The sequence below is a fragment of the Mycobacterium sp. IDUB_39 genome, assembly GCF_055419205.1.
The window spans coordinates 507089-532365 of sequence record NZ_JBVAXF010000003.1 but is presented as its reverse complement, the minus strand read 5'-3'; the positions used below and the strand labels follow the sequence as shown (position 1 = coordinate 532365).

25 protein-coding genes are annotated in these 25277 nt (G+C 66.5%); 14 read left to right on the top strand and 11 right to left on the bottom strand.

Translation table 11 applies throughout. From position 1 onward, the window contains the following. Positions 1-24: 24 nt before the first annotated feature. From zwf to tkt, 3 genes are all read right to left on the bottom strand, one after another. Entirely contained in the window at positions 25-1572 is a 1548-nt protein-coding gene (zwf, locus tag ACZY0X_RS14475) for a glucose-6-phosphate dehydrogenase (RefSeq protein ID WP_463771332.1), read from the bottom strand. Positions 1573-1598: 26 nt separating this feature from the next. After that, positions 1599-2717, bottom strand: a complete 1119-nt coding sequence (tal, locus tag ACZY0X_RS14470; RefSeq protein ID WP_463771331.1) for a transaldolase — start codon at positions 2715-2717, stop codon at positions 1599-1601. Positions 2718-2781: 64 nt separating this feature from the next. Continuing rightward, positions 2782-4875: a transketolase gene (gene tkt, locus ACZY0X_RS14465; RefSeq protein ID WP_463771329.1), complete on the bottom strand. Its 2094-nt coding sequence runs from the start codon at positions 4873-4875 to the stop codon at positions 2782-2784. 192 nt (positions 4876-5067) lie between these two features. On the opposite strand from tkt, the gene ACZY0X_RS14460 reads away from it, so the two are divergent. Then, entirely contained in the window at positions 5068-5997 is a 930-nt protein-coding gene (locus tag ACZY0X_RS14460) for a heme o synthase (protein WP_463771328.1), read from the top strand. Here the strand turns inward: ACZY0X_RS14460 and arfB are convergent. Continuing rightward, complete coding sequence (arfB, locus tag ACZY0X_RS14455; RefSeq protein WP_463771327.1) at positions 5994-6425, bottom strand: alternative ribosome rescue aminoacyl-tRNA hydrolase ArfB; 432 nt, start codon at positions 6423-6425, stop codon at positions 5994-5996. The genes ACZY0X_RS14460 and arfB overlap by 4 nt on opposite strands. A gap of 21 nt (positions 6426-6446) precedes the next feature. Continuing rightward, the gene (locus ACZY0X_RS14450) at positions 6447-7421 is read right to left on the bottom strand and encodes a quinone oxidoreductase family protein (RefSeq protein ID WP_241399153.1); all 975 of its coding nucleotides are present in this window, start codon (positions 7419-7421) and stop codon (positions 6447-6449) included. 18 nt (positions 7422-7439) lie between these two features. Between ACZY0X_RS14450 and ACZY0X_RS14445 the strand changes: the two genes are divergently transcribed. Continuing rightward, positions 7440-8384 carry an ATP-grasp domain-containing protein gene (locus ACZY0X_RS14445; RefSeq protein WP_463771325.1) on the top strand — a complete coding sequence of 315 codons (945 nt, stop codon included), beginning with the start codon at positions 7440-7442 and terminating at the stop codon, positions 8382-8384. Here ACZY0X_RS14445 and ACZY0X_RS14440 read toward each other — a convergent pair. From ACZY0X_RS14440 to mptB, 4 genes are all read right to left on the bottom strand, one after another. Next, positions 8328-9248, bottom strand: a complete 921-nt coding sequence (locus tag ACZY0X_RS14440) for a COX15/CtaA family protein (protein ID WP_463771598.1) — start codon at positions 9246-9248, stop codon at positions 8328-8330. The two genes, ACZY0X_RS14445 and ACZY0X_RS14440, sit on opposite strands and share 57 nt — an antisense overlap. Before the next feature lie 80 nt (positions 9249-9328). Next, entirely contained in the window at positions 9329-10102 is a 774-nt protein-coding gene (locus tag ACZY0X_RS14435; RefSeq protein WP_463771324.1) for an ABC transporter permease, read from the bottom strand. Then, positions 10099-11034 (bottom strand): ABC transporter ATP-binding protein, encoded by a 936-nt coding sequence (locus tag ACZY0X_RS14430; protein ID WP_463771323.1) that lies wholly within the window; start codon positions 11032-11034, stop codon positions 10099-10101. Before ACZY0X_RS14430 ends, ACZY0X_RS14435 begins: the two co-directional genes overlap by 4 nt. Next, the gene (gene mptB / locus ACZY0X_RS14425) at positions 11031-12746 is read right to left on the bottom strand and encodes a polyprenol phosphomannose-dependent alpha 1,6 mannosyltransferase MptB (RefSeq protein WP_463771321.1); all 1716 of its coding nucleotides are present in this window, start codon (positions 12744-12746) and stop codon (positions 11031-11033) included. The genes ACZY0X_RS14430 and mptB overlap by 4 nt, the downstream gene beginning before the upstream one ends. Positions 12747-12776: 30 nt before the next feature. Between mptB and ACZY0X_RS14420 the strand changes: the two genes are divergently transcribed. Genes ACZY0X_RS14420 through ACZY0X_RS14390 form a run of 7 tightly spaced genes read left to right on the top strand, consistent with a single transcriptional unit; the run spans position 12777 to position 19195 of the window. Then, complete coding sequence (locus ACZY0X_RS14420; protein WP_463771596.1) at positions 12777-13616, top strand: helix-turn-helix transcriptional regulator; 840 nt, start codon at positions 12777-12779, stop codon at positions 13614-13616. Continuing rightward, positions 13613-15040: a Fe-S cluster assembly protein SufB gene (sufB, locus tag ACZY0X_RS14415; protein WP_463771320.1), complete on the top strand. Its 1428-nt coding sequence runs from the start codon at positions 13613-13615 to the stop codon at positions 15038-15040. The genes ACZY0X_RS14420 and sufB overlap by 4 nt, the downstream gene beginning before the upstream one ends. A 29-nt stretch (positions 15041-15069) precedes the next feature. After that, complete coding sequence (sufD, locus tag ACZY0X_RS14410; RefSeq protein WP_463771319.1) at positions 15070-16248, top strand: Fe-S cluster assembly protein SufD; 1179 nt, start codon at positions 15070-15072, stop codon at positions 16246-16248. A 2-nt stretch (positions 16249-16250) separates the two neighbouring features. After that, the gene (gene sufC, locus ACZY0X_RS14405) at positions 16251-17018 is read left to right on the top strand and encodes a Fe-S cluster assembly ATPase SufC (protein ID WP_463771318.1); all 768 of its coding nucleotides are present in this window, start codon (positions 16251-16253) and stop codon (positions 17016-17018) included. Position 17019: 1 nt separating this feature from the next. Beyond that, positions 17020-18285 carry a cysteine desulfurase gene (locus ACZY0X_RS14400; protein ID WP_463771317.1) on the top strand — a complete coding sequence of 422 codons (1266 nt, stop codon included), beginning with the start codon at positions 17020-17022 and terminating at the stop codon, positions 18283-18285. 14 nt (positions 18286-18299) lie between these two features. Further along, the gene (sufU, locus tag ACZY0X_RS14395; protein WP_463771316.1) at positions 18300-18839 is read left to right on the top strand and encodes a Fe-S cluster assembly sulfur transfer protein SufU; all 540 of its coding nucleotides are present in this window, start codon (positions 18300-18302) and stop codon (positions 18837-18839) included. Between the two features lie 2 nt (positions 18840-18841). Then, positions 18842-19195, top strand: a complete 354-nt coding sequence (locus ACZY0X_RS14390; protein ID WP_463771314.1) for a metal-sulfur cluster assembly factor — start codon at positions 18842-18844, stop codon at positions 19193-19195. A 15-nt stretch (positions 19196-19210) separates the two neighbouring features. Here ACZY0X_RS14390 and ACZY0X_RS14385 read toward each other — a convergent pair whose 3' ends face one another. Beyond that, entirely contained in the window at positions 19211-20149 is a 939-nt protein-coding gene (locus ACZY0X_RS14385) for a methionyl-tRNA formyltransferase (RefSeq protein WP_463771312.1), read from the bottom strand. Positions 20150-20384: 235 nt separating this feature from the next. On the opposite strand from ACZY0X_RS14385, the gene ACZY0X_RS14380 reads away from it, so the two are divergent. From ACZY0X_RS14380 to ACZY0X_RS14360, 5 genes are all read left to right on the top strand, one after another. After that, entirely contained in the window at positions 20385-21362 is a 978-nt protein-coding gene (locus ACZY0X_RS14380) for an ATP-grasp fold amidoligase family protein (RefSeq protein ID WP_463771311.1), read from the top strand. Between the two features lie 88 nt (positions 21363-21450). After that, positions 21451-21816 (top strand): thioredoxin, encoded by a 366-nt coding sequence (trxA, locus tag ACZY0X_RS14375; RefSeq protein ID WP_463771310.1) that lies wholly within the window; start codon positions 21451-21453, stop codon positions 21814-21816. 29 nt (positions 21817-21845) lie between these two features. Further along, positions 21846-22694, top strand: a complete 849-nt coding sequence (locus ACZY0X_RS14370) for an enoyl-CoA hydratase (RefSeq protein WP_463771308.1) — start codon at positions 21846-21848, stop codon at positions 22692-22694. A 24-nt stretch (positions 22695-22718) separates the two neighbouring features. Further along, the gene (locus ACZY0X_RS14365; protein ID WP_463771307.1) at positions 22719-24347 is read left to right on the top strand and encodes an ABC-F family ATP-binding cassette domain-containing protein; all 1629 of its coding nucleotides are present in this window, start codon (positions 22719-22721) and stop codon (positions 24345-24347) included. 109 nt (positions 24348-24456) lie between these two features. Then, complete coding sequence (locus ACZY0X_RS14360; RefSeq protein WP_463771305.1) at positions 24457-24645, top strand: helix-turn-helix domain-containing protein; 189 nt, start codon at positions 24457-24459, stop codon at positions 24643-24645. A gap of 25 nt (positions 24646-24670) precedes the next feature. Here the strand turns inward: ACZY0X_RS14360 and ACZY0X_RS14355 are convergent, their stop codons facing one another. Continuing rightward, positions 24671-25234, bottom strand: coding sequence for a TetR/AcrR family transcriptional regulator (locus ACZY0X_RS14355; protein ID WP_463771304.1), 564 nt, complete (start codon positions 25232-25234; stop codon positions 24671-24673). Positions 25235-25277 lie beyond the last annotated feature (43 nt).

Sequence of the window (25277 nt, the reverse complement as noted above, 5' to 3'; positions counted from 1 at the left end):
GTCGGCTCCTCGCGCGAGCGCTCGTCACGGCCGCCTCCATTCGCGGCCACTGCGTCGCAGCATCTCGAACGCGGACTCCGGTCCCCAGGTTCCCGACTCGTACGAGTCGGGTTTGCCGTGTGAGGCCCAGTAGTCCAACGCGGGATCCAGTATCTTCCAGGCCAGCTCGACCTCCGCGTTGACCGGGAACAGCGATGGCTCGCCGAGCAGAACGTCGAGGATCAGCCGCTCGTAGGCCTCGGGCGACTCCTCGGCGAAGGCCGAACCGTAGGAGAAGTCCATGCTCACGTCGCGGACCTCCATGGTGTTGCCCGGCACCTTGGAGCCGAAGCGCAATGTGATGCCCTCATCCGGCTGAACCCTGATCACCAGGGCGTTCTTGCCGAGTTCCTCGGTCATGGTCGCGTCGAAGGGCAGATGGGGTGCCCGCTTGAACACCAGAGCGATCTCGGTCACCCTACGGCCCAGCCGTTTTCCGGTGCGTAGGTAGAACGGCACCCCGGCCCAGCGTCGAGTGTCCACGTCGAGAGTGATCGCGGCGAATGTCTCGGTCGTGGAGGTCTTTGAGAACCCCTCCTCGTCGAGAAGTCCGACCACCTTCTGGCCGCCCTGCCAGCCCGCCGCGTACTGCCCGCGCGACGTCGTCTCGTCGAGCGGTTCGGCGAGCCGGGTGGCGGAGAGGACCTTGATCTTCTCGGCCTGCAACTCGGCAGGGGAGAAACTGACCGGTTCTTCCATGGCAGTGAGTGCCAGCAGCTGGATCAGATGGTTCTGGATGACGTCGCGGGCGGCGCCGATTCCGTCGTAATAGCCTCCGCGACCACCCAATCCGATGTCCTCGGCCATGGTGATCTGGACGTGGTCGACGTAGTGCGCGTTCCAGATCGGCTCGAACAGCTCGTTGGCGAACCGCAGCGCCAGGATGTTCTGGACGGTCTCCTTGCCGAGGTAGTGGTCGATGCGGAACACCGACGACTCCGGGAACACGCTGTTGACCACCCCGTTGAGCGCCTCGGCGCTCTTGAGGTCGTGCCCGAACGGCTTCTCGATGACCACCCGGCTCCAGCAGCCCTCGGGCTTGTTGGCCAGCCCGGACTTCGACAGCTGCTCGCACACCACCGGGAACGCGTTGGGTGGGATCGACAGGTAGAAGGCGTGATTGCCGCCGGTGCCGCGTTCGACGTCGAGCTTGTTCAACGTGTCCGACAGCCGCGCGAAGGCGGCGTCGTCATCGAACGTGCCCTGGACGAAGCGGAATCCCTCTGCCAGCCGATCCCACACCTCCTGACGGAACGGGGTGCGCGCGTGCTGCTTTACGGCGTCGTAGACCACCTTGCCGAAGTCCTCGTCGGCCCAGTCCCGCCGGGCGAACCCGATCAGGGCGAACGACGGCGGCAGCAGCCCGCGGTTGGCCAGGTCGTAGATCGCCGGCATCAGCTTCTTACGGGCGAGGTCGCCCGTAACGCCGAAGATGACCACCGCGCAGGGGCCGGCGATATGCGGCATCCGCTTGTCGCGTTTGTCGCGCAGCGGGTTCACCCAGTCGGTCGGCTGGGTGCTGCAGTCGCTCATGTGCGTCCCCAGCTGTTCCGCGAGCCCTAGGACTTCTTCTCGTCCAATTGCGCCTGCGTCGCCTCTAGTAGCTCGTTCCATGACTTCTCGAACTTGTCCACGCCCTCGTCCTCGAGAACCTTGAACACGTCGACGAGGTCGATGCCGATGGCCTCGAGCTTGTCGAACACACCCTGTGCGGCGTCCGCGGTGCCCTTGATCGTGTCGCCCTTGACCTCGCCGTGGTCGGCGACGGCCTCGAGTGTCTTCTCCGGCATGGTGTTAACGGTGTTCGGGGCCACCAACTCTGTGACGTAGAGGGTGTCCGAGTAGTCCGGGTTCTTCACGCCCGTCGACGCCCACAGCGGGCGCTGAACGCGGGCGCCGTCGGCCGCCAGTGCCTCGAAGCGGTCACCGCCGACGAAAACCTTCTCGTAAGCGGCGTAGGCGAGTCGGGCGTTGGCCACACCGGCCTGGCCGCGAAGCGCCAGGGCGTCATCGGAGCCGATCTTCTCCAGCCGGGCATCGATCTCGGTGTCGACACGGGAGACGAAGAACGATGCGACGGAATGGATCTTGGACAGATCGTGACCCGCACCCTTGGCCTTCTCCAGACCGGCCAGGTACGCGTCGATGACCGCCTTGTGGCGCTCGACCGAGAAGATCAGCGTGACGTTGACCGAGATGCCCTCGGCGATCACCGCGGTGATCGCCGGCAGGCCCGCCAGCGTCGCGGGAATCTTGATCAGCAGGTTGGGCCGGTCGACGATCTTCCAGAGTTCGATCGCCTGAAGGACGGTCTTGTCGGTGTCGTGGGCCAGCCGCGGATCCACCTCGATGGACACCCGGCCGTCGACGCCGTCGCTCGCCTCGTAGGCCTTCGCGAGCACGTCACACGCATTGCGGACGTCGTCGGTGGTCACGGTGCGGATGGTGTCGTCCACGTCGGCGCCGCGCTCGGCGAGTTCCTTGACCTGCGCGTCGTAGGCGGTGCCCTTCGACAGCGCCGCCTGGAAGATCGACGGGTTGGTGGTCACGCCGACGATGCTGCGGGTGTCGATGAGGTTCTGCAGGTTGCCGGTCTGAAGGCGCTCACGCGACAGATCGTCGAGCCATACGGAAACGCCCGCGGCACTGAGCGCCGCGAGATTCGGGTTCTGAGTCATCCCATGCTCCTTAGTGCTTGATCAGTTCGCTTGGTGCTTGTCAGTTGTCCACGCGCGGGTCGCGCTAGTTATCCATCGAGCGTTCCGCGGCGGCCACAACTGCCTCCGCGGTGAAGCCGAACTCACGGAACAACGTCTTGTCGTCGGCGGACTCGCCATAGTGCTCGATCGAGATGATCTCACCGGTGTCGCCGACGAGCTTGTGCCAACTCTGTGCGATGCCCGCCTCGACGGCCACGCGCGCGGAGACCTCGGGCGGCAGCACGCTGTCGCGGTACTCCTTGGGCTGGCTCTCGAACCACTCGACACACGGCATTGACACCACGTAGGCGACAACGTCCTTCTCGGCCAACTGCTTCCGGGCCTCGACGGCGAGCTGAAGTTCGGAGCCGGTGGCGATGATGATGACGTCGGCGTCATCGGCCGGATTGCCGCCGCCGAGGACATAACCACCCTTGGCCACACCGTCGGAATCGGTTCCCTCGAGGACCGGAATGCCCTGGCGGGTCAGGATGAAGCCAACCGGACCACTGCTCGCGCCGCGCGCGATGATGTTCCGCCAGGCGTAGGCCGTCTCGTTCGGGTCACCGGGCCGCACGACGGACAGGTTCGGGATGGCCCGCAGCGCCGCGAGGTGCTCGATCGGCTGGTGCGTCGGACCGTCCTCACCGAGACCGATCGAGTCGTGCGTCCAGATGTAGATGGTGTCGATGTCCATCAGCGACGCGAGGCGCACCGCGGGCCTCATGTAGTCGGAGAACTGCAGGAACGTACCGCCGAAGGCGCGCGTCGGTCCGTGCAGGACGATGCCCGACAGGATCGAGCCCATCGCGTGTTCGCGGATGCCGAAGTGCAGCACCCGGCCGTACCAGTCGGCGGTGAAGTCTGACGTCGAGATCGACGGCGGGCCGAACGACTTCACGCCCTTGATGGTGGTGTTGTTGCTGCCGGCGAGATCGGCTGAGCCACCCCACAGTTCGGGCAACTTGGGCGCGACGTCGTTGAGCACCTGGCCGAAGGCGGCGCGGGTGGCCACAGCCTTGGAGCCCGGCTCCCAGTAGGTCAGATCGGCGTCCCAGCCCTCAGGCAGTTCCTGGGCCAGCAGCCGGTCCAGAAGCGCCTTGCGCTCGGGCTCGCGTTCCGCCCAGGCATCGAAACCGGTCTGCCACTTCTCATGGGCCTCGCGGCCCCGATCGACCAGCTTGCGGGTGTGCTCAATGACCTCGTCGCGGACCTCGAAGTTCTTCTCGGGATCGAACCCGAGGATCTTCTTGGTGGCGGCGACCTCCTCGTCACCGAGCGCCGAGCCGTGCACGCCGCCGGTGTTCATCTTGGTGGGGGCGGGGTAGCCGATGATGGTGCGGACGGCAATGAAGGACGGCTTGTCGGTGACCTTCCTGGCCTCCTCGACAGCCGCCTCGATATCGGTGACGTTCTCGCCGCCCTCGACCTCCTGGACGTGCCAGCCGTATGCCCGGTAGCGCGCGACGACGTCCTCGGACAGCGCGATGTCGGTGTCGTGCTCGATCGAGATCTGGTTCTTGTCGTAGAACACGATGAGGTTGCCGAGCTGCTGCGTGCCCGCGAGCGACGACGCCTCGCTGGTGACGCCCTCTTCGATGTCTCCATCGGAGGCGATCACGTAGATGAAGTGGTCGAACGGGCTGTCGCCCGGCGCCGCGTCCGGATCGAAGAGCCCGCGCTCGTACCGCGCGGCCATCGCCATGCCCACCGCCGACGCCAGACCCTGGCCCAGGGGGCCCGTCGTGATCTCCACGCCTCTGGTGTGGCGGAACTCGGGGTGGCCCGGGGTCTTGGACTTCCAGGTCCGCAATGACTCGATATCGGTCAGCTCGAGGCCGAATCCGCCGAGGTACAGCTGGATGTACAGCGTCAGGCTGCTGTGCCCGCAGGACAGCACGAAGCGGTCACGCCCCAGCCAGTGCACGTCACTGGGGTCGTGGCGCATCTGACGCTGAAAAAGCGTGTAGGCCAGCGGGGCCAGGCTCATCGCCGTCCCGGGGTGGCCGTTGCCAACCTTCTGTACCGCGTCGGCGGCCAGCACACGGACCGTGTCGACAGCGACTGAGTCGAGTTCGGTCCAGTCGTCGGGATGGTTGGGCTGGGTGAGTGCGGAAATTTCTTCCACAGTGGTCACGAACTCACTCCTCGGGTAGGCAAGCCGGTCATCAATACCCTAGTGCCGAAGGTGGCGGCGTCGCAGGCGGCGTCTACAGGCGACCGTCTCGGCGCCTGAACCGACCCTGCGGTGCTCGGCTCACAGGGTCGCGGTCTACCATCGTGTGTAGTAGAAGCTGCGCGCTGCCGCGAACCATGAGGAGTCAACTGCGTGAGCATTCGCGAGCGCCGTCTCTCCGGCGGAGCGGTTGGTCGGATCCGAACGACGTTATTGGCGTACCTGGCGCTGACTAAGCCCCGCGTCATCGAATTGCTGCTTGTCACCACGATTCCAGCGATGCTGCTGGCCGATCGTGGCACCGTCGATCCGCTGCTGATTCTGAACACTCTGGTCGGCGGGCTGCTCGCCGCCGCAGGCGCCAACACCCTGAACTGTGTCGTCGATGCCGACATCGACAAGGTGATGAAGCGCACCGCGCTGCGGCCGCTGGCGCGGGCGACCGTTCCCACCAGACACGCGCTGATCTTTGGACTGGCGCTGTCGGTCGGGTCGTTCTTCTGGCTGTGGTTGGCCACCAACCTGCTCTCGGGTGTGCTCGCCGTGGCCACCATCGCGTTCTACGTTTTCGTGTACACCCTGCTGCTCAAGCGCCGCACGTCGCAGAACGTGGTGTGGGGCGGGGCGGCGGGCTGCATGCCCGTCATGATCGGCTGGTCCGCGGTCACCGGCACGATTCAGTGGCCCGCGCTGGTCATGTTCGCCATCATCTTCTTCTGGACGCCGCCGCACACATGGGCGTTGGCGATGCGCTACAAGGATGACTACAAGGCGGCCGGCGTGCCGATGTTGCCGGCCGTGGCCACCGAGCGCGAGGTCACCAGGCAGATCCTGATCTACACCTGGTTGACGGTCGTGGCGACGCTGGCGCTCGCGTTGGCCACCGGCTGGCTGTACACCGCCGTCGCCCTGTTGGCTGGTGCGTGGTTCCTGACGATGGCTCACCAGCTGTACAACGGGGTGAAACGGGGCGAAACGGTCAAGCCGCTGCGCCTGTTCCTGCAGTCCAACAACTACCTGGCCGTCGTGTTCTGTGCGCTGGCTGTCGACTCGGCCCTGGCGTTGCCGACGCTGTTCGGCTAGGTCGCGTCCCAACTTCCGCGACGTCCCTGCTTGGTTGCGCCCCGTCGCTTCTTCTCGGCTATCCGGCGTTCCTTGGAGCCTCTGGTGGGCTTGGTCGGTCGACGTATCGGAGCGGGTGCGGCCGCCGCGGCCCGCAGCAGAGCGGCCATGCGCTCACGGGCCGCCGCGCGGTTCTGCAGTTGCGCACGATGCTCACTGGCGGTGACCGTGAGCACGCCGTCGGTGAGGCGCCCGCGCAGCCGACACAGCATGCGGTATCGCACGTGTTCGGGCACCGATGACGAGCGGGCCACGTCGAAGGACAGCTCGACGCGGCTGTCGGTGGTGTTGACGCCCTGCCCGCCCGGGCCGGAGGACCTGGAGAACCGTTCGCTCAGATCGCGCGCGGGTACCACAAGGGTCCGCGTCACGACCAGGTCCTCTGCCACGCCGATAAGGGTAGGCGCCGATCAGGGCACCAGCACCACGGATCCGACCGTCCTGCGGCTCTGTAGATCGTCGTGCGCCCTGGCCGCCTCGGCCAGGGGATAGCGTTCGCTGACCGTGACGGACAGAGTTCCCGTGGCGATGGCGTCGAGCAATTCGCCCGCACGCCAGGAGAACTCGTCGGCGGTGTGGGTGTAGTGCGCCAACGTCGGTCGGGTCAGGAACAGTGAGCCCGCGCTGTTGAGCCGCTGCGGGTCGAACGGCGGAACCGGGCCGCTGGCCGCACCGAACAACGCGAGTGTGCCGCGCAGGGCGAGGCTCGCCAGGCTCGCCTCGAACGTCGAAGCACCCACCCCGTCGTACACCGCGGCCACACCGACACCGCCGGTGAGATCGCGGATCTTGGCGCCGAACTCCGCGGGGTCATCGGGATACTCGAGCACCTCAATGGCACCCGCCTGCCGCGACAGCTCCGCCTTGGCCGGCGTCGACACCGTCGTGATGACCCGTACCGCCATGCTGGTGGCCCACTGGGTGAGGATCAGGCCCACCCCGCCCGCCCCGGCGTGCACGAGCACGACGTCACCCTGGGCGGCCGGATAGACCGACTTGATCAGGTAGTGCGCGGTCATGCCCTTGAGCAAGGCGGACGCGGCCACCTCCGCAGACACCGCATCGGGGACGTAGGCCACGAAGTCAGCCGGGGCGACGCAGTACTCGGCGTATGCGCCGTCGGCCTGTGCGGTGACCACCCGGTCGCCGACGGCCAGTGCCGCGACGTCCTCGCCCACGGCGGCGACGGTGCCGCACACCTCGGTGCCGACGACGAACGGCACCTCGCGGGGGTACTGCCCGGAACGGAAGTAGGTGTCGATGAAGTTCACACCGATCGCGTCGGCCTTGATCAGCACCTGACCCGGACCGGGGGAGGGCTGCGGCTTCTCGACGTGTGCAAGGACTTCGGGCCCGCCGGTCTCGGCGACTTCGATGGCGTACATGACACCTATCATTCCAACGTGAAGCTCGCACGGCCCAACGTTGGGCATCCCCGCATCGTCTTCGCAGGTTGTCAGGCCTTGATCGAGGGGGACGGCGACGATGCCGGACTCGTGGCGGCGCTGCGGGCGCGCGGCCTGCACGCCCGCTGGCTGGCGTGGGACGACCCGGCCACCGAGCGGGCCGATCTGGTGATCCTGCGGGCCACGTGGGACTACACCGAGCGTCTCGACGAGTTCCTCGCGTGGACACGACGTGTGCCCAACCTGCTCAACGCGCCCGACGTCGTGGCCTGGAACAGCGACAAGCGCTACATGGCCGACCTCGCCGAGGCAGGTGTGCCGATCGTGCCGAGTCGGTTCTTCGCGCCGGGGCAGCCGGTTCGGATCCCGTCGGGCGAGGTGGTGGTCAAACCTGCCGTCGGCGCGGGATCGGTTGGCGCGCAACGCTTCGTCAGTGCCGCCGCCGCGCGCGCCCATGCCGGTGAGTTGCAGTCCGCGGGTCGTACCGTGCTGGTGCAGCCGTATGACCCGAGGATTGAGGTTGGCGAGACCGCTCTGGTGTTCCTCGCCGGTGAGCAGTCTCACGCATTCACCAAGGGGCCGCTGCTGCCACCGCCGGGCAGCAGCGCGGAGATGGACGAGTCGGGAACCTACGCCGAGGAGTCGCTGCAACCGGCCGACCCGGACTTCGAGCTGTGGGACATCGGCTACCTGGCATTGCGTGCGGCGGCCGAGCGGCTGGGCATCTCCGCGGCGGACTTCCTCTACGCGCGGGTCGACGTCATCGGCGGCCGCGACGATCCGCACGTGCTGGAACTGGAACTCGTCGAACCGTCGCTGGGCTGGCGCCAGCTCGACGACGATGCGCGCAGCCTGGCTCAGCGCACGTTCGCGCTGGGCGTCGAGTCAGCGCTCGACAGGCTCGGGCTCGGCCCGCTGTCGCATCGAGGCCCACAGAGCTGAGGTGGCCGCGGTGCACGCGGCCGCACCGGCGACGTGCACGGCGACCAGTGCCGCGGGGACGCCGGTGAAGAACTGCACCGCGCCAACCACGCCCTGGGCGAGCACGAGCGCGAGCAGGACGCCGAGTCGGATCATCACGGCCCGGGGCGCCCGCACGGCGAGCAACGCGAATCCGAGTGCGGCCACCAGCGACAGGTAGGCCACCAGGAGCGACGAGTGCAGGTGCACCAGCGTGGTGATCTCGATCATGAGCCGCGGGATGGGCCGGTCGATGCTCTTATCGCCGGCGTGTGGCCCGGCGGCGGTGACCAGCGTGCCGGTGACGAGTACCGCGGCCAGCGCCACGGCGGTGAGCGCTGTCAACCAGCGCAGCGGCGGCGGTACGACGAGCACGGGCGCACCGGTGTCGGGTTCGCCGATCTTGACGAACAGCAGCACCGACAACCACACCATCGTCATCGACGCCAGCAGGTGAATCGCGACGGTCCACCACAGCAGCCCGGTGAGCACGGTGATACCACCGATCACGGCCTGCACCACGGTGGACGCAGGCATCAGCCACGCATAGACCAGCACCTCACGGCGGCGGCGGGCACGTGTCACGGCCAGCACCGCCAGCGCCGCCGTCAGCACCACCAGGAACGTGATCAGCCGGTTGCCGAACTCGACCGCCTGATGGATGCCCGCCACCTCGGGGTGCGGAATCGGGGTGAAACTACCGGGGAAGCACTGCGGCCAGGTGGGGCAGCCGAGGCCCGACGCGGTGACCCGCACGATCGCGCCGGTGACGGCAATGCCGCCCTGGGTCAAAATCACTGCGATGGCGATGAGTCGCTGCGTCCGGGTGCTGGGTAGAGGCAGCACATCGACGCACCTCAGAAACAAGCGTCCGACGGGCACGAACCGATCGTAGAGCAGGGTTAACTACAAGTCGTAGTAGGGCCTCAGGTGAAGCGGAACCAGCGCAGCGCGCACAGCGCAGCCAGCACGCCCCACGCCGCGAGCACCGCGAGACCGAACCAGTCCACCGACAGCGACATCGCCTGGGTGAGGGCTTCGGCCAGAGCACCCGACGGCGTCAACCGAGCGATGGTCCGCAGGGCACCGGAGGCCAACCCGCCCTCGAGCGTCAACGCCACGAGCCCGGCGAAGACGAACCACAGCAGGTTCGCCACCGCCAGCACGATCTCGGCCCGAAGGGTGCCGCCAAGGAGGAGTCCGAGTGCGGCGAAGCAGGCCGTGCCGAGCGCGATGATCACCGCGCCCAACGCCAGACCCGCGATCGCGGGACGCCAGCCGAGCGCGAACCCTATGGCGCCCAACAGGATCGACTGCAGGAACACCACGGTCACCACCGCGAGGGACTTGCCCGCGATGATGCCCCACACCGGTAGTGCCGTGGCGCCAAGACGTTTGAGTGCGCCGTAGCGGCGGTCAAAGGCCACCGCAATGGCCTGGCCGGTGAAGGCCGTGGAGATGAGGGCCAGCGCCATGATCGGTGGCACGAACGTGGCCGCGCGGTTCGATCCGAACGACCCCAGGGGCAGCAACGTCAGTCCGACCAGCAGGGTGATCGGGATGAACATCGTCAGCAGGAGCTGCTCACCGTTGCGGAGCAGCAGGCGCAGTTCGAGGCCGAACTGCGCGGCCAACATCTTCGGGATGGCTGCGGGCCGCGGATCGGGGGTGAAGGTGCCCGGCGCAAAACGATTCGTCACGACCTGAGTTCCCGTCCGGTCAGATCGAGGAAGACGTCCTCGAGGCTGCGCTGTTCGACCCGCATGCCAGTGGCCAGGACGTTAAGCCGTGCGCACCAGGCGGTGACGGTGGCGAGCACCTGTGGATCGATCGGCCCCTCGACGAGGTATTCACCGGGACCGACCTCAGTGGCCCGATACGTCTCGGGCAGCGCGGACACCAGCAGCGACAGATCGAGTTTCGGCGGGGCCGTGAAGCGCAGCTGATTCTCCGCGCCCCGCTGCATGAGTTCAGCGGGAGTCCCGGTGGCGACCGAAGCGCCATGGTCGATGATCACGATCTGGTCGGCGAGTTGCTCGGCCTCGGTGAGCTGGTGGGTCGTCAGCACGACGGTGACGCCGTCACGGCGCAGCCCGTCAATCAAGTCCCACACCACGATTCGGGCGTGCGCGTCCATGCCCGCTGTCGGCTCGTCGAGGAACACCAACTCTGGGCGGCCGACGACGGCGCACGCGAGAGCGAGGCGCTGCTGTTGTCCACCGGAGAGCCGGCGGTAGGTGGTCCTGGCCGAATCGGTGAGGCCGAGCACGTCCATCAGCCATGCGGGATCCAGGGGGTTCGCCGAGTAGGCCGCCACCAGGTTCAGCATCTCGCCGGCGCGTGCGGCCGGGTAGCCGCCGCCGCCCTGCAGCATGACTCCGACCCGCTCGCGCAGCCGGTCGTTGTCGGTCAGGGGATCGAGTCCCAGGATCCTGATGGTGCCCGCGTCCGGGCGCAGGAAGCCCTCACACATCTCGACGGTCGTGGTCTTGCCGGCGCCGTTGGGCCCGAGCAGCGCTAGCACCTGGGCGCGCTGCACCTCGAGATCGAGACCGTCGACGGCAGTCGTCGATCCATAGCGCTTGGTGACCCCTCGCAACAACACGGGGACACCATCAGAACCGGAGGTCACGGGGATTCAGCGTAGGCGTCGGGTCTGGACGTCGGTGGCGCTGGTGGCCCAGAGCCGGGTTCGGTCGGAGGTTCGGCGCTCGGCGGGGCACCGTTCGTGTCGGGCAGCGGGCGCCACGGCAGGCGCCGATAGGTGATCGCGATGAGCAGCAGCACGATCAGTGCGCTCGCCAGCGTGGCGTCCACGATCTGGAACAGGGCGAACCGGTCCCCGTTGGCCGTCGGTCCGAATATGCCCACGACCAGTGACAACGCTATCGCGGTACCGCGGAATCCCGGGCGCGTGGCCCACGCCGCCAGCGGGATGATGGCCCACAGCAGGTACCAGGGCTGAACGACGGGGAATAGCAGAACCGTCGCGCCGAGCGCGACACCGAGGCCACCCACCGGGTTGAGCCGGCCGCGCAACACCGCGAGCAGTAACCACGTCACCAGAATTGCGATGATCATCACACCGATGGCGCGGGTGAGGCCCAGGATCGCGGTCGTGTGGTCGCCGAGGCCGAGCAGAATGCCCACCTGACCGGTGCCCAGTGCAATCAGCGTCGGCGGCGACATCCAGGACCGCACGACATTGGCGGTGCCAAGGGTGAACAGCCAGCCGAAGCCCAGGCCGCTGGCCCAGCCGACCACAGCCATCACCGCCACCGACACCGCGGCCAGCGAGCCGCCCGCGATGAAGAAGGCCTTGACGGTTCCGCCCCACCGGCACGCGAGCGCCATGGCGACGAATCCGATCGCCAGCAACGATGGCAGCTTCACCTGGGAGGACAGGGCGATCAGCACGGTGCCGACGAGCAGCATCGCCAGCGGCGTCCACCTCTGCCACTCCTCCCGGCTCTGTGGCATCCGCAGCGGGCGTGGCAGCAGTGGCCCTGCCGCATCGACGCCCCGCAGCGCGAACTCGGTGCCGGCCAGCATCAGGCCGAGCATCAGGGCCTCGTTGTGGATGCCCGCGACGAGGTGCATGAACAACAGCGGGTTGCACGGCCCCAGCCACAACGCGCTGACCTCGGCGACACCGCAGCGCCGCGCCAGGCGCGGTGTGGCCCAGACGATGAGGCCGACCCCGACCAGCACCACCAAGCGGTGCATCAGCACCGCGGCCACGATGTTGTCGCCGGTGACCTCCGATATGCCGCGGCCGATCCACAGGAACAGCGGACCGTACGGTGCGGGCGTATCGCGCCACAGGCTCGGGACCGACAGCGTGAACACGTGGTCGAGACCCAGGCCGGGGGCGGGTCCCACGGTGTAGGGGTCCAGTCCGAGGCGGGCGATCTGACTCTGCGCCAGATAGGAGTAGACGTCCTTGCTGTACATCGGGGGAGCGATGAGCAGGGGCAGCGCCCACAGCAGCAATGTGCGATCCAGGTCGCTGCGGGACATGCGACGGGGCCCAAGCGCGAACCGGCCGAGCATGAGCCACGCCAGCGCCATGATCACTGCGCCGGTGGTGGTCATGGTCAGTGACACCGTCGCGATACGCGACGGAAGGTTCAGTAGGCGGACGCCGAACGTCGGATCCTGCATCACCGGCCGCGCGCCCGCGCCGAGCGCGCCGATCGCCATGAGGACCGTGCCAGTCGCCCCGAACACTCGGGTACGCCGAAGTGAGGCCACCTCGGCGCCGGTCAGTGGTGAGGCAACGGTGACCTCGTCGGCGTGCCATCGGGCGACCGCCGAGCTGAGGGACTGCAGGCGGGCTGCCATCAGAGCAGAGTAACGGCCGACATATGGGGGATCGTCCACCTAAGGGTCACCTTGCTAGACCGCTCTGTCGAATTCCGTCACAATGGTGTTGTGAAAATCCGATCGGAGGCTCCTGTGACGGTTCCGGCCGTCGCAGCGCCTGGCGGCGTGCTGCCGTCCTCTGACGGACACACTAGGAGCGCCATCGTCCAGCTGTTGCTCGAGGGCCCGACGACGGCGGGTCAGATCGGTGACCGGCTGGGCATCTCCGCGGCCGGAGTCCGGCGCCACCTCGACGCGTTGATCGACGCCGGGGACGCCGAGGCCAACGCCGCGGCCACCTGGCAGCACAACGGTCGGGGCCGGCCCGCCAAGCGGTACCAGCTGACGGCCGCGGGCCGCGGCAAGCTCGGCCACACCTACGACGATCTGGCCGCCGCCGCGATGCGACAGCTGCGCGAGATCGGTGGCGATGAGGCCATCCGGACGTTCGCCCGCCGCCGGATCGACACGATCCTGTCCGGCGTGGAGAACGCCGCAGGCGGTGACGTGCAGAGCGCCGCCGAGGACGTGTCGGCCGCACTGACCGACGCCGGATACGCCACCACCACGACACGTGTGGCCGGTCCGATCGACGGCGTGCAGATCTGTCAGCATCACTGTCCGGTATCCCATGTCGCCTCGGAGTTCCCGGAGTTGTGTGAGGCCGAACAGCAGGCCTTCGCCGAGATCCTGGGAACTCACGTCCAGAGATTGGCGACCATTGTCAACGGCGACTGTGCCTGCACCACGCACGTACCACTTGTTCCTGATCCGATTCATGAAGTGCGTCAACCCGTTCGGCTCACTGCCCGCGCCGAATCCACTACCAGTCAAGGAGCGTCGACATGACGACCACACCCGAGCAGCTCACCCAGGAGGAGACAATTGCCTCCCTGGGTACCTACGGCTACGGATGGTCTGATTCCGACGTCGCGGGCGCGAGCGCGCAGCGCGGTCTCTCTGAGGCCGTTGTGCGCGACATCTCGGCCAAGAAGAGCGAGGCCGAGTGGATGCTCGAGATGCGCCTGAAGGCGCTGCGCACGTTCGAGAAGAAGCCGATGCCGAACTGGGGATCCGACCTCGATGGCATCTTCTTCGACAACATCAAGTACTTCGTGCGCTCGAGCGAGAAGCAGGCCGCCACGTGGGATGACCTGCCCGCCGACATCAAGAACACCTACGACAAGCTCGGCATCCCCGAGGCGGAGAAGCAGCGCCTGGTCTCCGGCGTCGCCGCGCAGTACGAGTCCGAGGTGGTCTACCACTCGATCCGTGAGGATCTCGAGGCTCAGGGCGTCATCTTCCTGGACACCGACACCGCGCTGAAGCAGCACCCGGAGCTGTTCAAGCAGTACTTCGGCACCGTGATCCCGGCGGGTGACAACAAGTTCTCCGCGCTGAACACCGCGGTGTGGTCAGGCGGGTCGTTCATCTACGTGCCCAAGGGTGTGCACGTCGACATCCCGCTGCAGGCCTACTTCCGGATCAACACCGAGAACATGGGTCAGTTCGAGCGGACGCTGATCATCGTCGACGAGGACGCCTACGTGCATTACGTCGAGGGCTGCACGGCGCCGATCTACAAGAGTGACTCGCTGCACTCGGCAGTCGTCGAGATCATCGTGAAGCCGGGCGGTCGTTGCCGGTACACGACCATTCAGAACTGGTCGAACAACGTCTACAACCTGGTCACCAAGCGCGCGCGGGCCGAGGCGGGCGCCACGATGGAGTGGGTCGACGGCAACATCGGCTCCAAGGTCACCATGAAGTACCCGGCGGTCTGGATGACCGGTGAGCACGCCAAGGGCGAGGTGCTCTCGGTGGCGTTCGCCGGCCCGGGTCAGCACCAGGACACCGGCGCCAAGATGCTGCACCTGGCGCCCAACACGTCGTCCAACATCGTGTCCAAGTCGGTGGCGCGCGGCGGTGGCCGTGCCTCCTACCGCGGCCTCGTCCAGATCAACAAGGGCGCGCACGGTTCGCGTTCCAGCGTGAAATGCGATGCGCTGCTGGTCGACACGATCAGTCGCAGCGACACCTACCCCTACGTCGACATCCGTGAGGATGACGTCACGATGGGCCACGAGGCCACGGTGTCGAAGGTCAGCGAGGACCAGCTGTTCTACCTGATGAGCCGTGGCATGACCGAGGACGAGGCAATGGCCATGGTCGTGCGTGGCTTCGTCGAGCCCATCGCCAAGGAACTCCCGATGGAGTACGCCCTTGAACTCAACCGGCTCATCGAGCTGCAAATGGAAGGTGCGGTCGGCTAGTGGGAGCGAGCGAAGCGACGGGATCTCACGTGGGAGCGAATCTGACCGAAGCGGCCGAGGGGATCATCAAGAACAAGGGCGAGCTGTTCTCGTCGTTCGATGTCGATGCCTTCGAGGTACCGGGCGGTCGCGACGAGCTGTGGCGTTTCACACCGCTCAAGCGACTGCGCGGGCTGCACGACGGTTCTGCGGTCGCCACGGGAAGCGCGCTCGTCGAGGTGACCGAACGGCCCGGTGTCACGGTCGAAACGGTCCGACGTGGTGACGAGCGACTCGGTCAGGGTGGTGTGCCCACCGATCGTGTTGCCGCTCAGGCATTCTCATCGTTCAACTCCGCGACGGTGGTGACCATCGCTCGCGACACTGAGGTGGCCGAACCCATCGAGGTCGTCGTCACCGGTCCCGGTGAGGGCGCGGTGGCCTATGGGCACTTGCAGATCCGGGTCGAGGAACTGTCCCGCGCCATCGTCGTCGTCGATCTGCGTGGCAGCGGAACCTATGCCGACAACATCGAGATCATCGTCGGTGACTCGGCGGGCCTCGGCGTGATCTGGATCGCCGACTGGGCCGATGACATGGTGCACGTGAGCGCCCACCACGCCCGCCTGGGCAAGGACGCCGTGCTCGGGCATGTCAACGTCACGCTCGGCGGAGAGGTCGTCCGTACCACGGCGACCGTGCGCTTCGACGGCCCCGGTGGCGATGCCAAGCTGCTCGGCACCTACTTCGCCGACGACGGCCAGTTCTTCGAGTCGCGTCTGCTGGTCGACCACGCACAGCCCAACTGCAAGTCCGATGTGCTGTACAAGGGTGCGCTGCAGGGTGATCCGGACTCCAAGAAGCCTGACGCACACACCGTGTGGATCGGCGATGTGTTGATCCGCGCGGAGGCCACCGGGACCGACACCTACGAGGCGAACCGCAACCTGATCCTCACCGACGGCGCGCGCGCCGACTCGGTGCCCAACCTCGAGATCGAGACCGGCGAGATCGTCGGCGCCGGACACGCAAGTGCCACCGGGCGTTTCGACGACGAGCAGCTGTTCTACCTCCGCGCCCGCGGCATCCCCGAAGCTCAGGCCCGCCGCCTCGTGGTGCGCGGCTTCTTCGGCGAGATCATCGCCAAGATCGCCGTCCCCGAGGTGCGTGAGCGCCTCACCGAAGCCATCGAACGAGAACTGGCCATCACCGAATCGAGAAATGCCTAAACATGACCACTCTGGAAATCAAAGACCTGCACGTCTCCGTCATCTCCGCTGAGGACGGGACCGACATCCCGATCCTCAAGGGCGTCAACCTGACCGTGAAGTCGGGCGAGACCCACGCGGTGATGGGGCCCAACGGATCCGGCAAGTCGACCCTGTCCTATGCCATCGCCGGACACCCCAAGTACACCGTGACATCCGGGTCGATCACGCTGGACGGCCAGGACGTGTTGGCGATGAGCATCGACGAACGCGCCCGCGCGGGTCTGTTCCTCGCCATGCAGTACCCGATCGAGGTGCCCGGCGTCTCGATGTCGAACTTCCTGCGGACTGCGGCCACCGCGGTGCGCGGTGAGGCGCCGAAGTTGCGGCACTGGGTCAAGGAGGTCAAGTCAGCGATGACCGATCTCGACATCGACCCGGCCTTCAGCGAGCGCAGCGTGAACGAGGGCTTCTCGGGCGGCGAGAAGAAGCGCCACGAGATCCTGCAGCTCTCGCTGCTCAAGCCGAAGATCGCGATCCTCGACGAGACCGACTCCGGTCTGGACGTCGACGCACTGCGCGTGGTCAGCGAGGGCGTCAACCGCTACGCCGAGACCGAGCACGGCGGCCTGCTGCTGATCACCCACTACACCCGCATCCTGCGCTACATCCAGCCGCAGTTCGTGCACGTCTTCTTCGGCGGCCGGATCATCCAGTCCGGTGGTCCGGAGCTGGCCGACGAGCTCGAGGAAAACGGTTACGAGCGCTTCACGCAGGCGGTTGAGGCCTGACATGACAGCGGCGTCGAGGACGCTCGATCTGGCCAGAATCAGGTCTGACTTCCCGATCCTGGACCGGGAGATGCGCGGTGGAAACCGCTTGGCCTACCTCGACTCCGGTGCGACGTCGCAGAAGCCGCTGCAGGTGCTCGACGCCGAGCGCAACTTCCTGGTGACGTCCAACGGGGCGGTGCACCGCGGTGCACACCAGCTGATGGAGGAGTCGACCGACGCCTACGAGCATGGGCGTGAGGACATCGCCGCATTCGTGGGAGCCGACTCCGACGAGTTGGTGTTCACCAAGAACGCGACCGAGGCCATCAACCTGGTGTCCTATGCGCTGGGCGACAACCGGTTCGATCGCGCGGTCGGTCCCGGTGACGTCATCGTCACCACCGAACTCGAGCACCACGCGAACCTGATCCCATGGCAGGAGTTGGCGCGACGAACCGGTGCCACGCTGCGCTGGTACTCGGTCACGACCGACGGACCCGATGCCGGCCGCATCGATCTGGACTCGTTGGAACTCGACGAGCGCGTGAAGATCGTTGCGTTCAGTCACCACTCGAACGTCACGGGCGCCGTTGCGCCGGTCGCCGAGCTCGTAACGCGGGCCAAGGCGGTCGGCGCGCTGACGGTGCTCGACGCCTGCCAGTCGGTACCGCATCAACCGGTCGACTTCCACGCGCTCGACGTCGACTTCGGCGCGTTCTCCGGCCACAAGATGCTCGGCCCCACGGGAATCGGCGTGCTCTACGGACGGCGCGAACTGCTGAACGCCATGCCGCCCTTCCTCACCGGCGGGTCGATGATCGAGACCGTCACCATGGAGGCCACCACTTACGCGCCCGCGCCGCAGCGATTCGAGGCCGGCACGCCGATGACATCCCAAGTGGTCGGATTGGCCGCGGCCGCACGCTATCTCGGTGCGATCGGGATGACCGAGGTGGAGGAGCACGAGAACGAGTTGGTGGCCGCCGCGCTGGCCGGCCTCTCGGCGGTCGAGGGCGTCCGGATCGTCGGGCCCACCTCGATGGAGCACCGCGGTTCCCCCGTCTCCTTCGTCGTCGACGGGGTTCACGCCCACGATGTCGGCCAGGTACTCGACGACGACGGTGTCGCGGTGCGCGTCGGACATCACTGCGCGTGGCCGCTGCACCGCCGGTTCGGCATCGCCGCCACGGCCCGCGCGTCGTTCGCGGTGTACAACACGCTCGATGAGGTCGACCGTCTGGTCGCAGGTGTCTCGCGGGCCATCGACTTCTTCGGGCGGGACTGAGGTCTGCTGTGCGAATGGAGCAGATGTATCAGGAAGTGATCCTCGATCACTACAAGCACCCGCATCATCGCGGACTGCGCGAACCGTTCGCCGCCGAGGTGCAGCACGTCAACCCGACCTGTGGTGACGAGGTGACGCTGCGGGTCTCGCTTTCCGAGGACGGCGAGACGGTCACCGATGTGTCCTACGACGGGCAGGGATGCTCGATCAGCCAGGCCGCGACGTCGGTGCTGACCGATCAGGTGATCGGCGAGAGCGTCGGCGATGCACTCAAGATGGTGGCCGCGTTCACCGAGATGATCTCGTCGCGCGGCAATATCGAGGGCGATGAAGACGTGATTGGCGACGGCGTGGCATTCGCCGGCGTCGCCAAGTACCCGGCACGCGTCAAGTGCGCGCTGTTGGGTTGGATGGCGTTCAAGGCCGCCTTGGCGGAGGCCAAGCCATTGAACACTGCGTTGGCGGAGGCCAAGCCATCGAACACCGCCTTGGCGGAGGCCAAGCCATTGAATACAGCCTTGGCCGAGGCCAAGCCTTCAGACCACGAGGAGTGACGATGAGCGACACAGCACCGACCGAACCCGACGAGGAGTTCATCGCAGACCTGGAGGAGGCGATGCGCGATGTCGTCGACCCCGAACTCGGGATCAACGTCGTGGACCTCGGCCTCGTCTACGGCCTGTCCACCGAGGAGGGTGACACCGGCAAGGTTGCACTCATCGACATGACGCTGACGTCGGCGGCCTGCCCGCTGACCGATGTGATCGAAGACCAGTCGCGTACCGCCCTCGTCGGCGCGGGCCTGGTCAAGGAGATTAAGATCAACTGGGTGTGGAACCCGCCGTGGGGACCTGACAAGATCACCGAGGACGGCCGCGAGCAGCTGCGGGCGCTCGGCTTCACCGTCTAGGCGACCACGGTCGGCCTAGGGCTGTTGGCTCAGGTAGCCACCGCGGGCGAACACCTCGCTGCCGGAACGCTCGGTTCCGTCGGCTCCCCGCACTCGCGTGATCACGAGAGCACGGTTGGTGCCCCGATGTGCGTTCGGGCCGCACACGACGGCTCCGCCGCCCTCCTGCACGATGACGCGGCCCACGGTGCCGCCGTAGCGCACCTCGGACACGTGCGCAGCGAGAACCTCGATCCGCTCTCCGCGGTAGAAGCTGAACGCCGACGGATACGGGTCGGACAGTGCACGGACGAACCTCTCCAGTTCCTCCGCCGGCAGAGCCCAGTCGAGCAGACTGTCGTGCTCGGACCGCTTGTGGAAGTACGTTCGCTCGGCCTTGTTCTGCGGTCGCCACACGGCGTTCCCGGACTCGAGTGCCTCGAGTGCCTCGCGTAGTACGTCGGGGATCAGGTCCATGGTTCGGAGCACCAGGTCCGTGCCCGTGTCCTTCGGGCCGATCGGCATGGATCGTTGAACGAGGATGTCTCCGGTGTCGAGGCTTTCGTCCATTCGGTGGACGGTCAGTCCGGTGTGGCTCTCGCCGCTGATCAGTGACCACAGCACGGGGGAGAACCCGGTGAGCTTGGGCAGCATCGAGTCGTGGAAGTTCAACGTGCCGTGTGGCGGCAGGTCGTACAGCTCGACTGGCCACTTGGTGTACCAGCTGTTGACGACGTTGACCTCGGGCTCGGATCGCTTGACCAAATCGATGGTCTCGGCGTCGATCCGGTCGGTGAGGTGAACCGGGATGCCTTGCTCACGCGCGAGTTCCTCGACCGAGTCCGAGAAGATGGCCTTGTAGGACTGCGTGCTGGCGGGATGCGTGACCACGAGCGGCACATCGTGGCCTAGGTCGAGCAAGGCCTGCAGGGTCTTACGCCCCCAAGTCTGGAAGCCGAAGAAGACGATGCGCATTGCCAGATCCCTTCAAGAAAGTCGAAGCCGAGCGGCGGCGTTCCCGACACTCGAGAAACGTTGCTACCACGACAGGTGGTTATGTTAGCCTCTGCTAAGTTCGTTGGCCATTTGGGTCGCCACAATCGCACCAGCCTTCGGTCGTACCGCGCTCGATCAGGTACGTCCGTTACGTAGCGCCCACAGAACTGTCAGCGTTTGGTACTACCTACGGCATGAAGGTGATGGCGGAACCGTGGTGAACCAGTTGCTCAAATCGCAGATCTTGGTTGCGCTCATTGATCGCGGAGACGGACAGGGGAGTCTGGTGCAGTCGGTCAAGGCGTCCATGCGCGCGGTCGAGCGGGCGGTGCACTGGGTGACGGTGCGCGTGATACCCCTGCGGCTGATGCGCCACGTCCTCTACCTGTGGATGATCCGCAAGCCCGGCAATTTCCGTCGGCCGCGCACCTTCAACGAGAAGGCCAACTGGCGGATTTTTCACGACCGGCGGGACCGGATCGCCGCCGCCTGCGACAAGATGCGCATGAAGGAGATGGCACGGGCGGCGTACCCGGGGCCACAGCTGCGCATCCCCCAGACCTACTGGTTCGGCACCGATCTGCGCGACGCTCCGGACCTGGCACTTCTGCCGCCATGGGTGCTGAAGCCGAACCACAGCAGTGGACATGTGCTCTTCGGGCCCGATCCGCAGACCGATATGGCGGCGCTGCTGAAGCAGACGCAGGGCTGGGGCAACAAGGGCCCGTTGGCGCTGGGCGAGTGGGGTTACAGCGAGGCGCAGCCGGGACTGCTGATCGAGGAGCGCATCCCGACCCCCGACGGCACGGCGCCGACCGACTACAAGTTCTTCGTCTTCGACGGTCGGGTGGAACTCATTCAGGTGAACCGGGATCGGTTCTCATCCCAGACCGCCACGTTCCTCGACACAGACTGGAACCGACTGGACGTGTGCTGGCGGATCATGCCTGTGGCCGACGAACCACGGCCGCCGGAGCTGGAGACGATGCTGGAGATCGCCAGCACTCTCGGGTCGGGCTGGGACTTCATCAGGATCGATCTGTACGCGGTCGACGGCGACGTCTGGTTCGGGGAGTACACCCCGTACCCAGGCAGTGGGCTGCTTCGGTACCGGCCGATGACGTTCGACGTCGAGCAGGGCAGGCACTGGCAGTTGCCCACTCCGGAGCAGGTGCGGCTCGGTCAACCGTGACAGGAGAACACCCTCGATAGACTCGCCGAGGAAGTCCGGCAGCGCCCCAGCTGGGAATACTGCCCGGGACAGCGACGTTAGGAGAGGCGTGAGCACGCAAGACATCACTGCTGCAGAGTTCGGCGCAACCATCGCCGACAACGAGATCGTGTTGGTCGACTTCTGGGCCGACTGGTGCGGCCCGTGTAAGGCGTTCGCGCCCACCTTCAAGGCGTCGTCCGAGAAGCATCCCGACGTCGTGCACGCCAAGGTGGACACCGACGCCGAGCAGGCGCTGGCACGTGAGGCCGAGATCCAGGGCATCCCCACCATCATGGGGTTCAAGAAGGGCGTTTTGGTGTACCGGCAGTCCGGTGCGCTTCCCCCCAAAGCCCTCGAGGACATCATCGTCCAGCTCAAGGAACTTGACGTGGAGGCTGCGTTGGCAGCGCAGAAGGCAGCCGACGGGCAGTAAATCCTGGCGGCCGCATCGCGCGCGATAGCGTGCACCGTGTGAGCGAGCAGAACAACGAGGCCACGGCGTCACCCCTGGTGCTTGTCGACCGTCCGAAGCCGCACGTGGCAGTGGTCACGTTGAACCGGCCCGAGCGGATGAACTCCATGGCATTCGATGTCATGGTCCCGCTGAAGAAGGCGCTCGACGAGATCACCCACGACAACGCCGTGCGCGCGGTCGTACTGACGGGCGCCGGTCGCGGCTTCTCCTCGGGTGCCGATCAGAAGTCGGCGGGTTCGGTACCGCATGTCGACGGGTTGACCCGGCCCACCTTCGCGTTGCGGTCGATGGAGCTGCTCGATGATGTGATTCTGGCCATACGCAAGCTGCATCAGCCGGTCATCGCCGCGGTCAACGGGGCGGCGATCGGAGGCGGATTATGTCTGTCGTTGGCGTGCGATATCCGTGTCGCCGCGCAGGGCGCGTACTTCCGGGCGGCGGGTATCAATAACGGTCTGACGGCGAGTGAACTGGGCCTGTCCTACCTGCTCCCGCGGGCAATTGGCACGTCACGGGCGTTCGAGCTGATGCTGACCGGCCGCGACATCGACGCGCAGGAGGCCGAGCGCATCGGGCTGGTGTCACGCACCGTGCCCGATGAGGAACTCCTCGACACGTGTCTCCAGATGGCGGACCGCATCGCGGGGTTCTCGCGACCGGGAATCGAGTTGACCAAGCGCACGCTCTGGAGTGGACTGGACGCCGGTAGCCTGGAGGGTCATATGCAGGCCGAGGGCTTGGGTCAGCTGTTCGTGCGTCTACTCACCGCCAACTTTGAGGAAGCGGTCGCTGCGCGCGCCGAAAACCGACCCGCGACCTTCACCGACGACAAGTAACACCCACACACTGAGGAGAACAGCGTGATCACCGCAACGGACCTCGAGGTCCGCGCCGGCGCGCGCACGCTGCTGTCCATTGAGGGCGCCGCCCTGCGGATTCAGCCCGGCGACCGCATCGGCCTCGTCGGGCGCAACGGCGCGGGCAAGACCACCACCATGCGGATCCTTGCGGGCGAGGGGGAGCCTTACGCGGGCTCCATCGAGCGCACCGGCGAGATCGGCTACCTGCCACAGGATCCCCGAGAGGGTGACCTGGACATGCTGGCGCGGGACCGGGTGCTCTCGGCGCGTGGGCTCGACACACTGCTCGCCGACCTGGAGAAGCAGCAGGCGATCATGGCCGAGGTGGCCGACGACGCCGCCCGGGACAAGGCCGTCCGCCGTTACGGTGAACTCGAGGAGCGGTTCTCCGCTCTCGGTGGGTACGCCGCCGAGAGCGAGGCAGGCCGGATCTGTGCGAGTCTTGGTCTGCCCGAACGTATTCTGACGCAGGCCTTGAGGACGCTCTCGGGCGGCCAGCGACGCCGCGTCGAACTCAGCCGCATCCTGTTCGCTGCCTCCGACACCGGCTCGGGATCGGACACCACGCTGCTGCTGGACGAGCCGACCAACCACCTCGATGCGGACTCCATCGGCTGGCTGCGCACGTTCCTGCAGAATCACACCGGCGGCCTGGTGGTCATCAGCCACAACGTGGAGTTGCTCGCCGACGTGGTGAACCGGGTCTGGTTCCTCGACGCCGTGCGTGGTGAGGCCGATGTGTACAACATGGGCTGGCAGAAGTACCTCGACGCCCGTGCCACCGACGAACAGCGTCGTCGCCGCGAACGCGCCAACGCCGAGAAGAAGGCCTCCGCGCTGCGCACCCAGGCCGCGAAGATGGGCGCGAAGGCCACCAAGGCGGTTGCGGCACAGAACATGCTGCGGCGCGCCGAGCGGATGATCAGCGAGCTGGATGACGAGAGGGTGGCCGACAGGGTCGCCAAGATCAGGTTCCCCACGCCCGCCGTGTGCGGTCGCACACCTCTGGTGGGCAAGGGGCTGACCAAGACCTACGGTTCGCTGGAGATCTTCACCGGCGTCGACCTGGCGATCGACAAGGGCTCACGCGTCGTGATCCTCGGCCTCAACGGCGCGGGTAAGACCACCCTGCTGCGCATCCTCGCGGGAGCCGAGGCTGCGGACGCGGGTGCGATCGAGCCCGGACACGGTCTCAAGCTCGGATACTTCGCGCAGGAGCACGACACCATCGACGGTCTCGCGTCGGTGTGGGAGAACATCCGTTTCGCCGCACCCGACACCGGGGAACAGGATCTGCGCAGCCTGCTCGGCGCCTTCATGTTCACCGGCGCGCAGCTCGATCAGCCCGCGGGCACGTTGTCCGGCGGCGAGAAGACCCGTCTCGCGCTGGCGGGACTCGTCGCGTCCACCGCGAACGTGCTCCTGCTCGACGAACCCACCAACAACCTCGACCCCGCATCGCGTGAGCAGGTGCTCGACGCTCTGCGTAGCTATCAGGGAGCGGTCGTGCTGGTCACCCACGATCCGGGCGCCGCAGAGGCGCTGGATCCGCAGCGCGTCGTATTGCTTCCCGACGGAACAGAGGACTACTGGTCCGACGAGTACCGGGATCTCATCGAATTGGCTTGAGTGCGACCGTAAAACGCTGCACACGGCATCGAACGCGGCATCGGGGGCGGTTCAGGTTGAACCCGCAGCAATGCGGGTAACCGTCCACGATGAACGCTGGGAGGTGTCGATGAACTACGGAGACAAGTCGCGCGATCAGTTACTCGATGAGCTGCGCCGTGCCTACGAGCAGGGAGCCAGCATCCGCACGCTGGCGGCGGATACGGGCCGGTCCTACGGGTCGATTCACGCCATGCTGCGGGAGTCTGGGACGCCCATGCGTAGTCGTGGCGGACCCAATCACCGCACCCGCAGCTAGATAGCACCGCACGCGCAAGCCGGACTCACCTCTGTCGAACCGACTCCTCGACGAGGTCGAGTACCGCGCTGAGACTCTCCGGATCGTCGCCTGCGGCCAGGCGGGCGATCAGGCCGTCGAGAACAAGATCCAGATAGATCTGGAGCACGCCGCTCGGCACATCGTCGCGAAGCCGTCCCGCGAGCTTCTGGCGACGGAGCCGTTCGGTGGTCGCCGTCGACAGTTCGGCTGAGCGTTCCGCCCAGCCGGCGTGGAACGCGGGGTCATTGCGCAGCTTGCGGGATATCTCCAACCGCGTCGCCAACCAGTCGAACTGGTCGGGGGCGGCCAACATGTCACGCATGACCTGGATCAAACCCTCGCGTGCCGCGACGTCGGCCATCCGCTCGGCGTCCTCTCGCGCGAGTTCGAAGAACAGTGTGTCCTTGTCCCGAAAGTGATGAAAGATTGCGCCGCGCGACAGCCCGACTGTCTGTTCGAGCCGTCGCACGGTCGCACTCTCATAGCCGTACTGAGCAAAACACCTGCGGGCGCCGTCAAGGATCTGGCGACGGCGCGCCGCAAGGTGGTCGTCGGTTACCCGGGGCAACGAGATGCCCTTCTCTTCTGCGGTTCCGGCTCTTATCGATTCC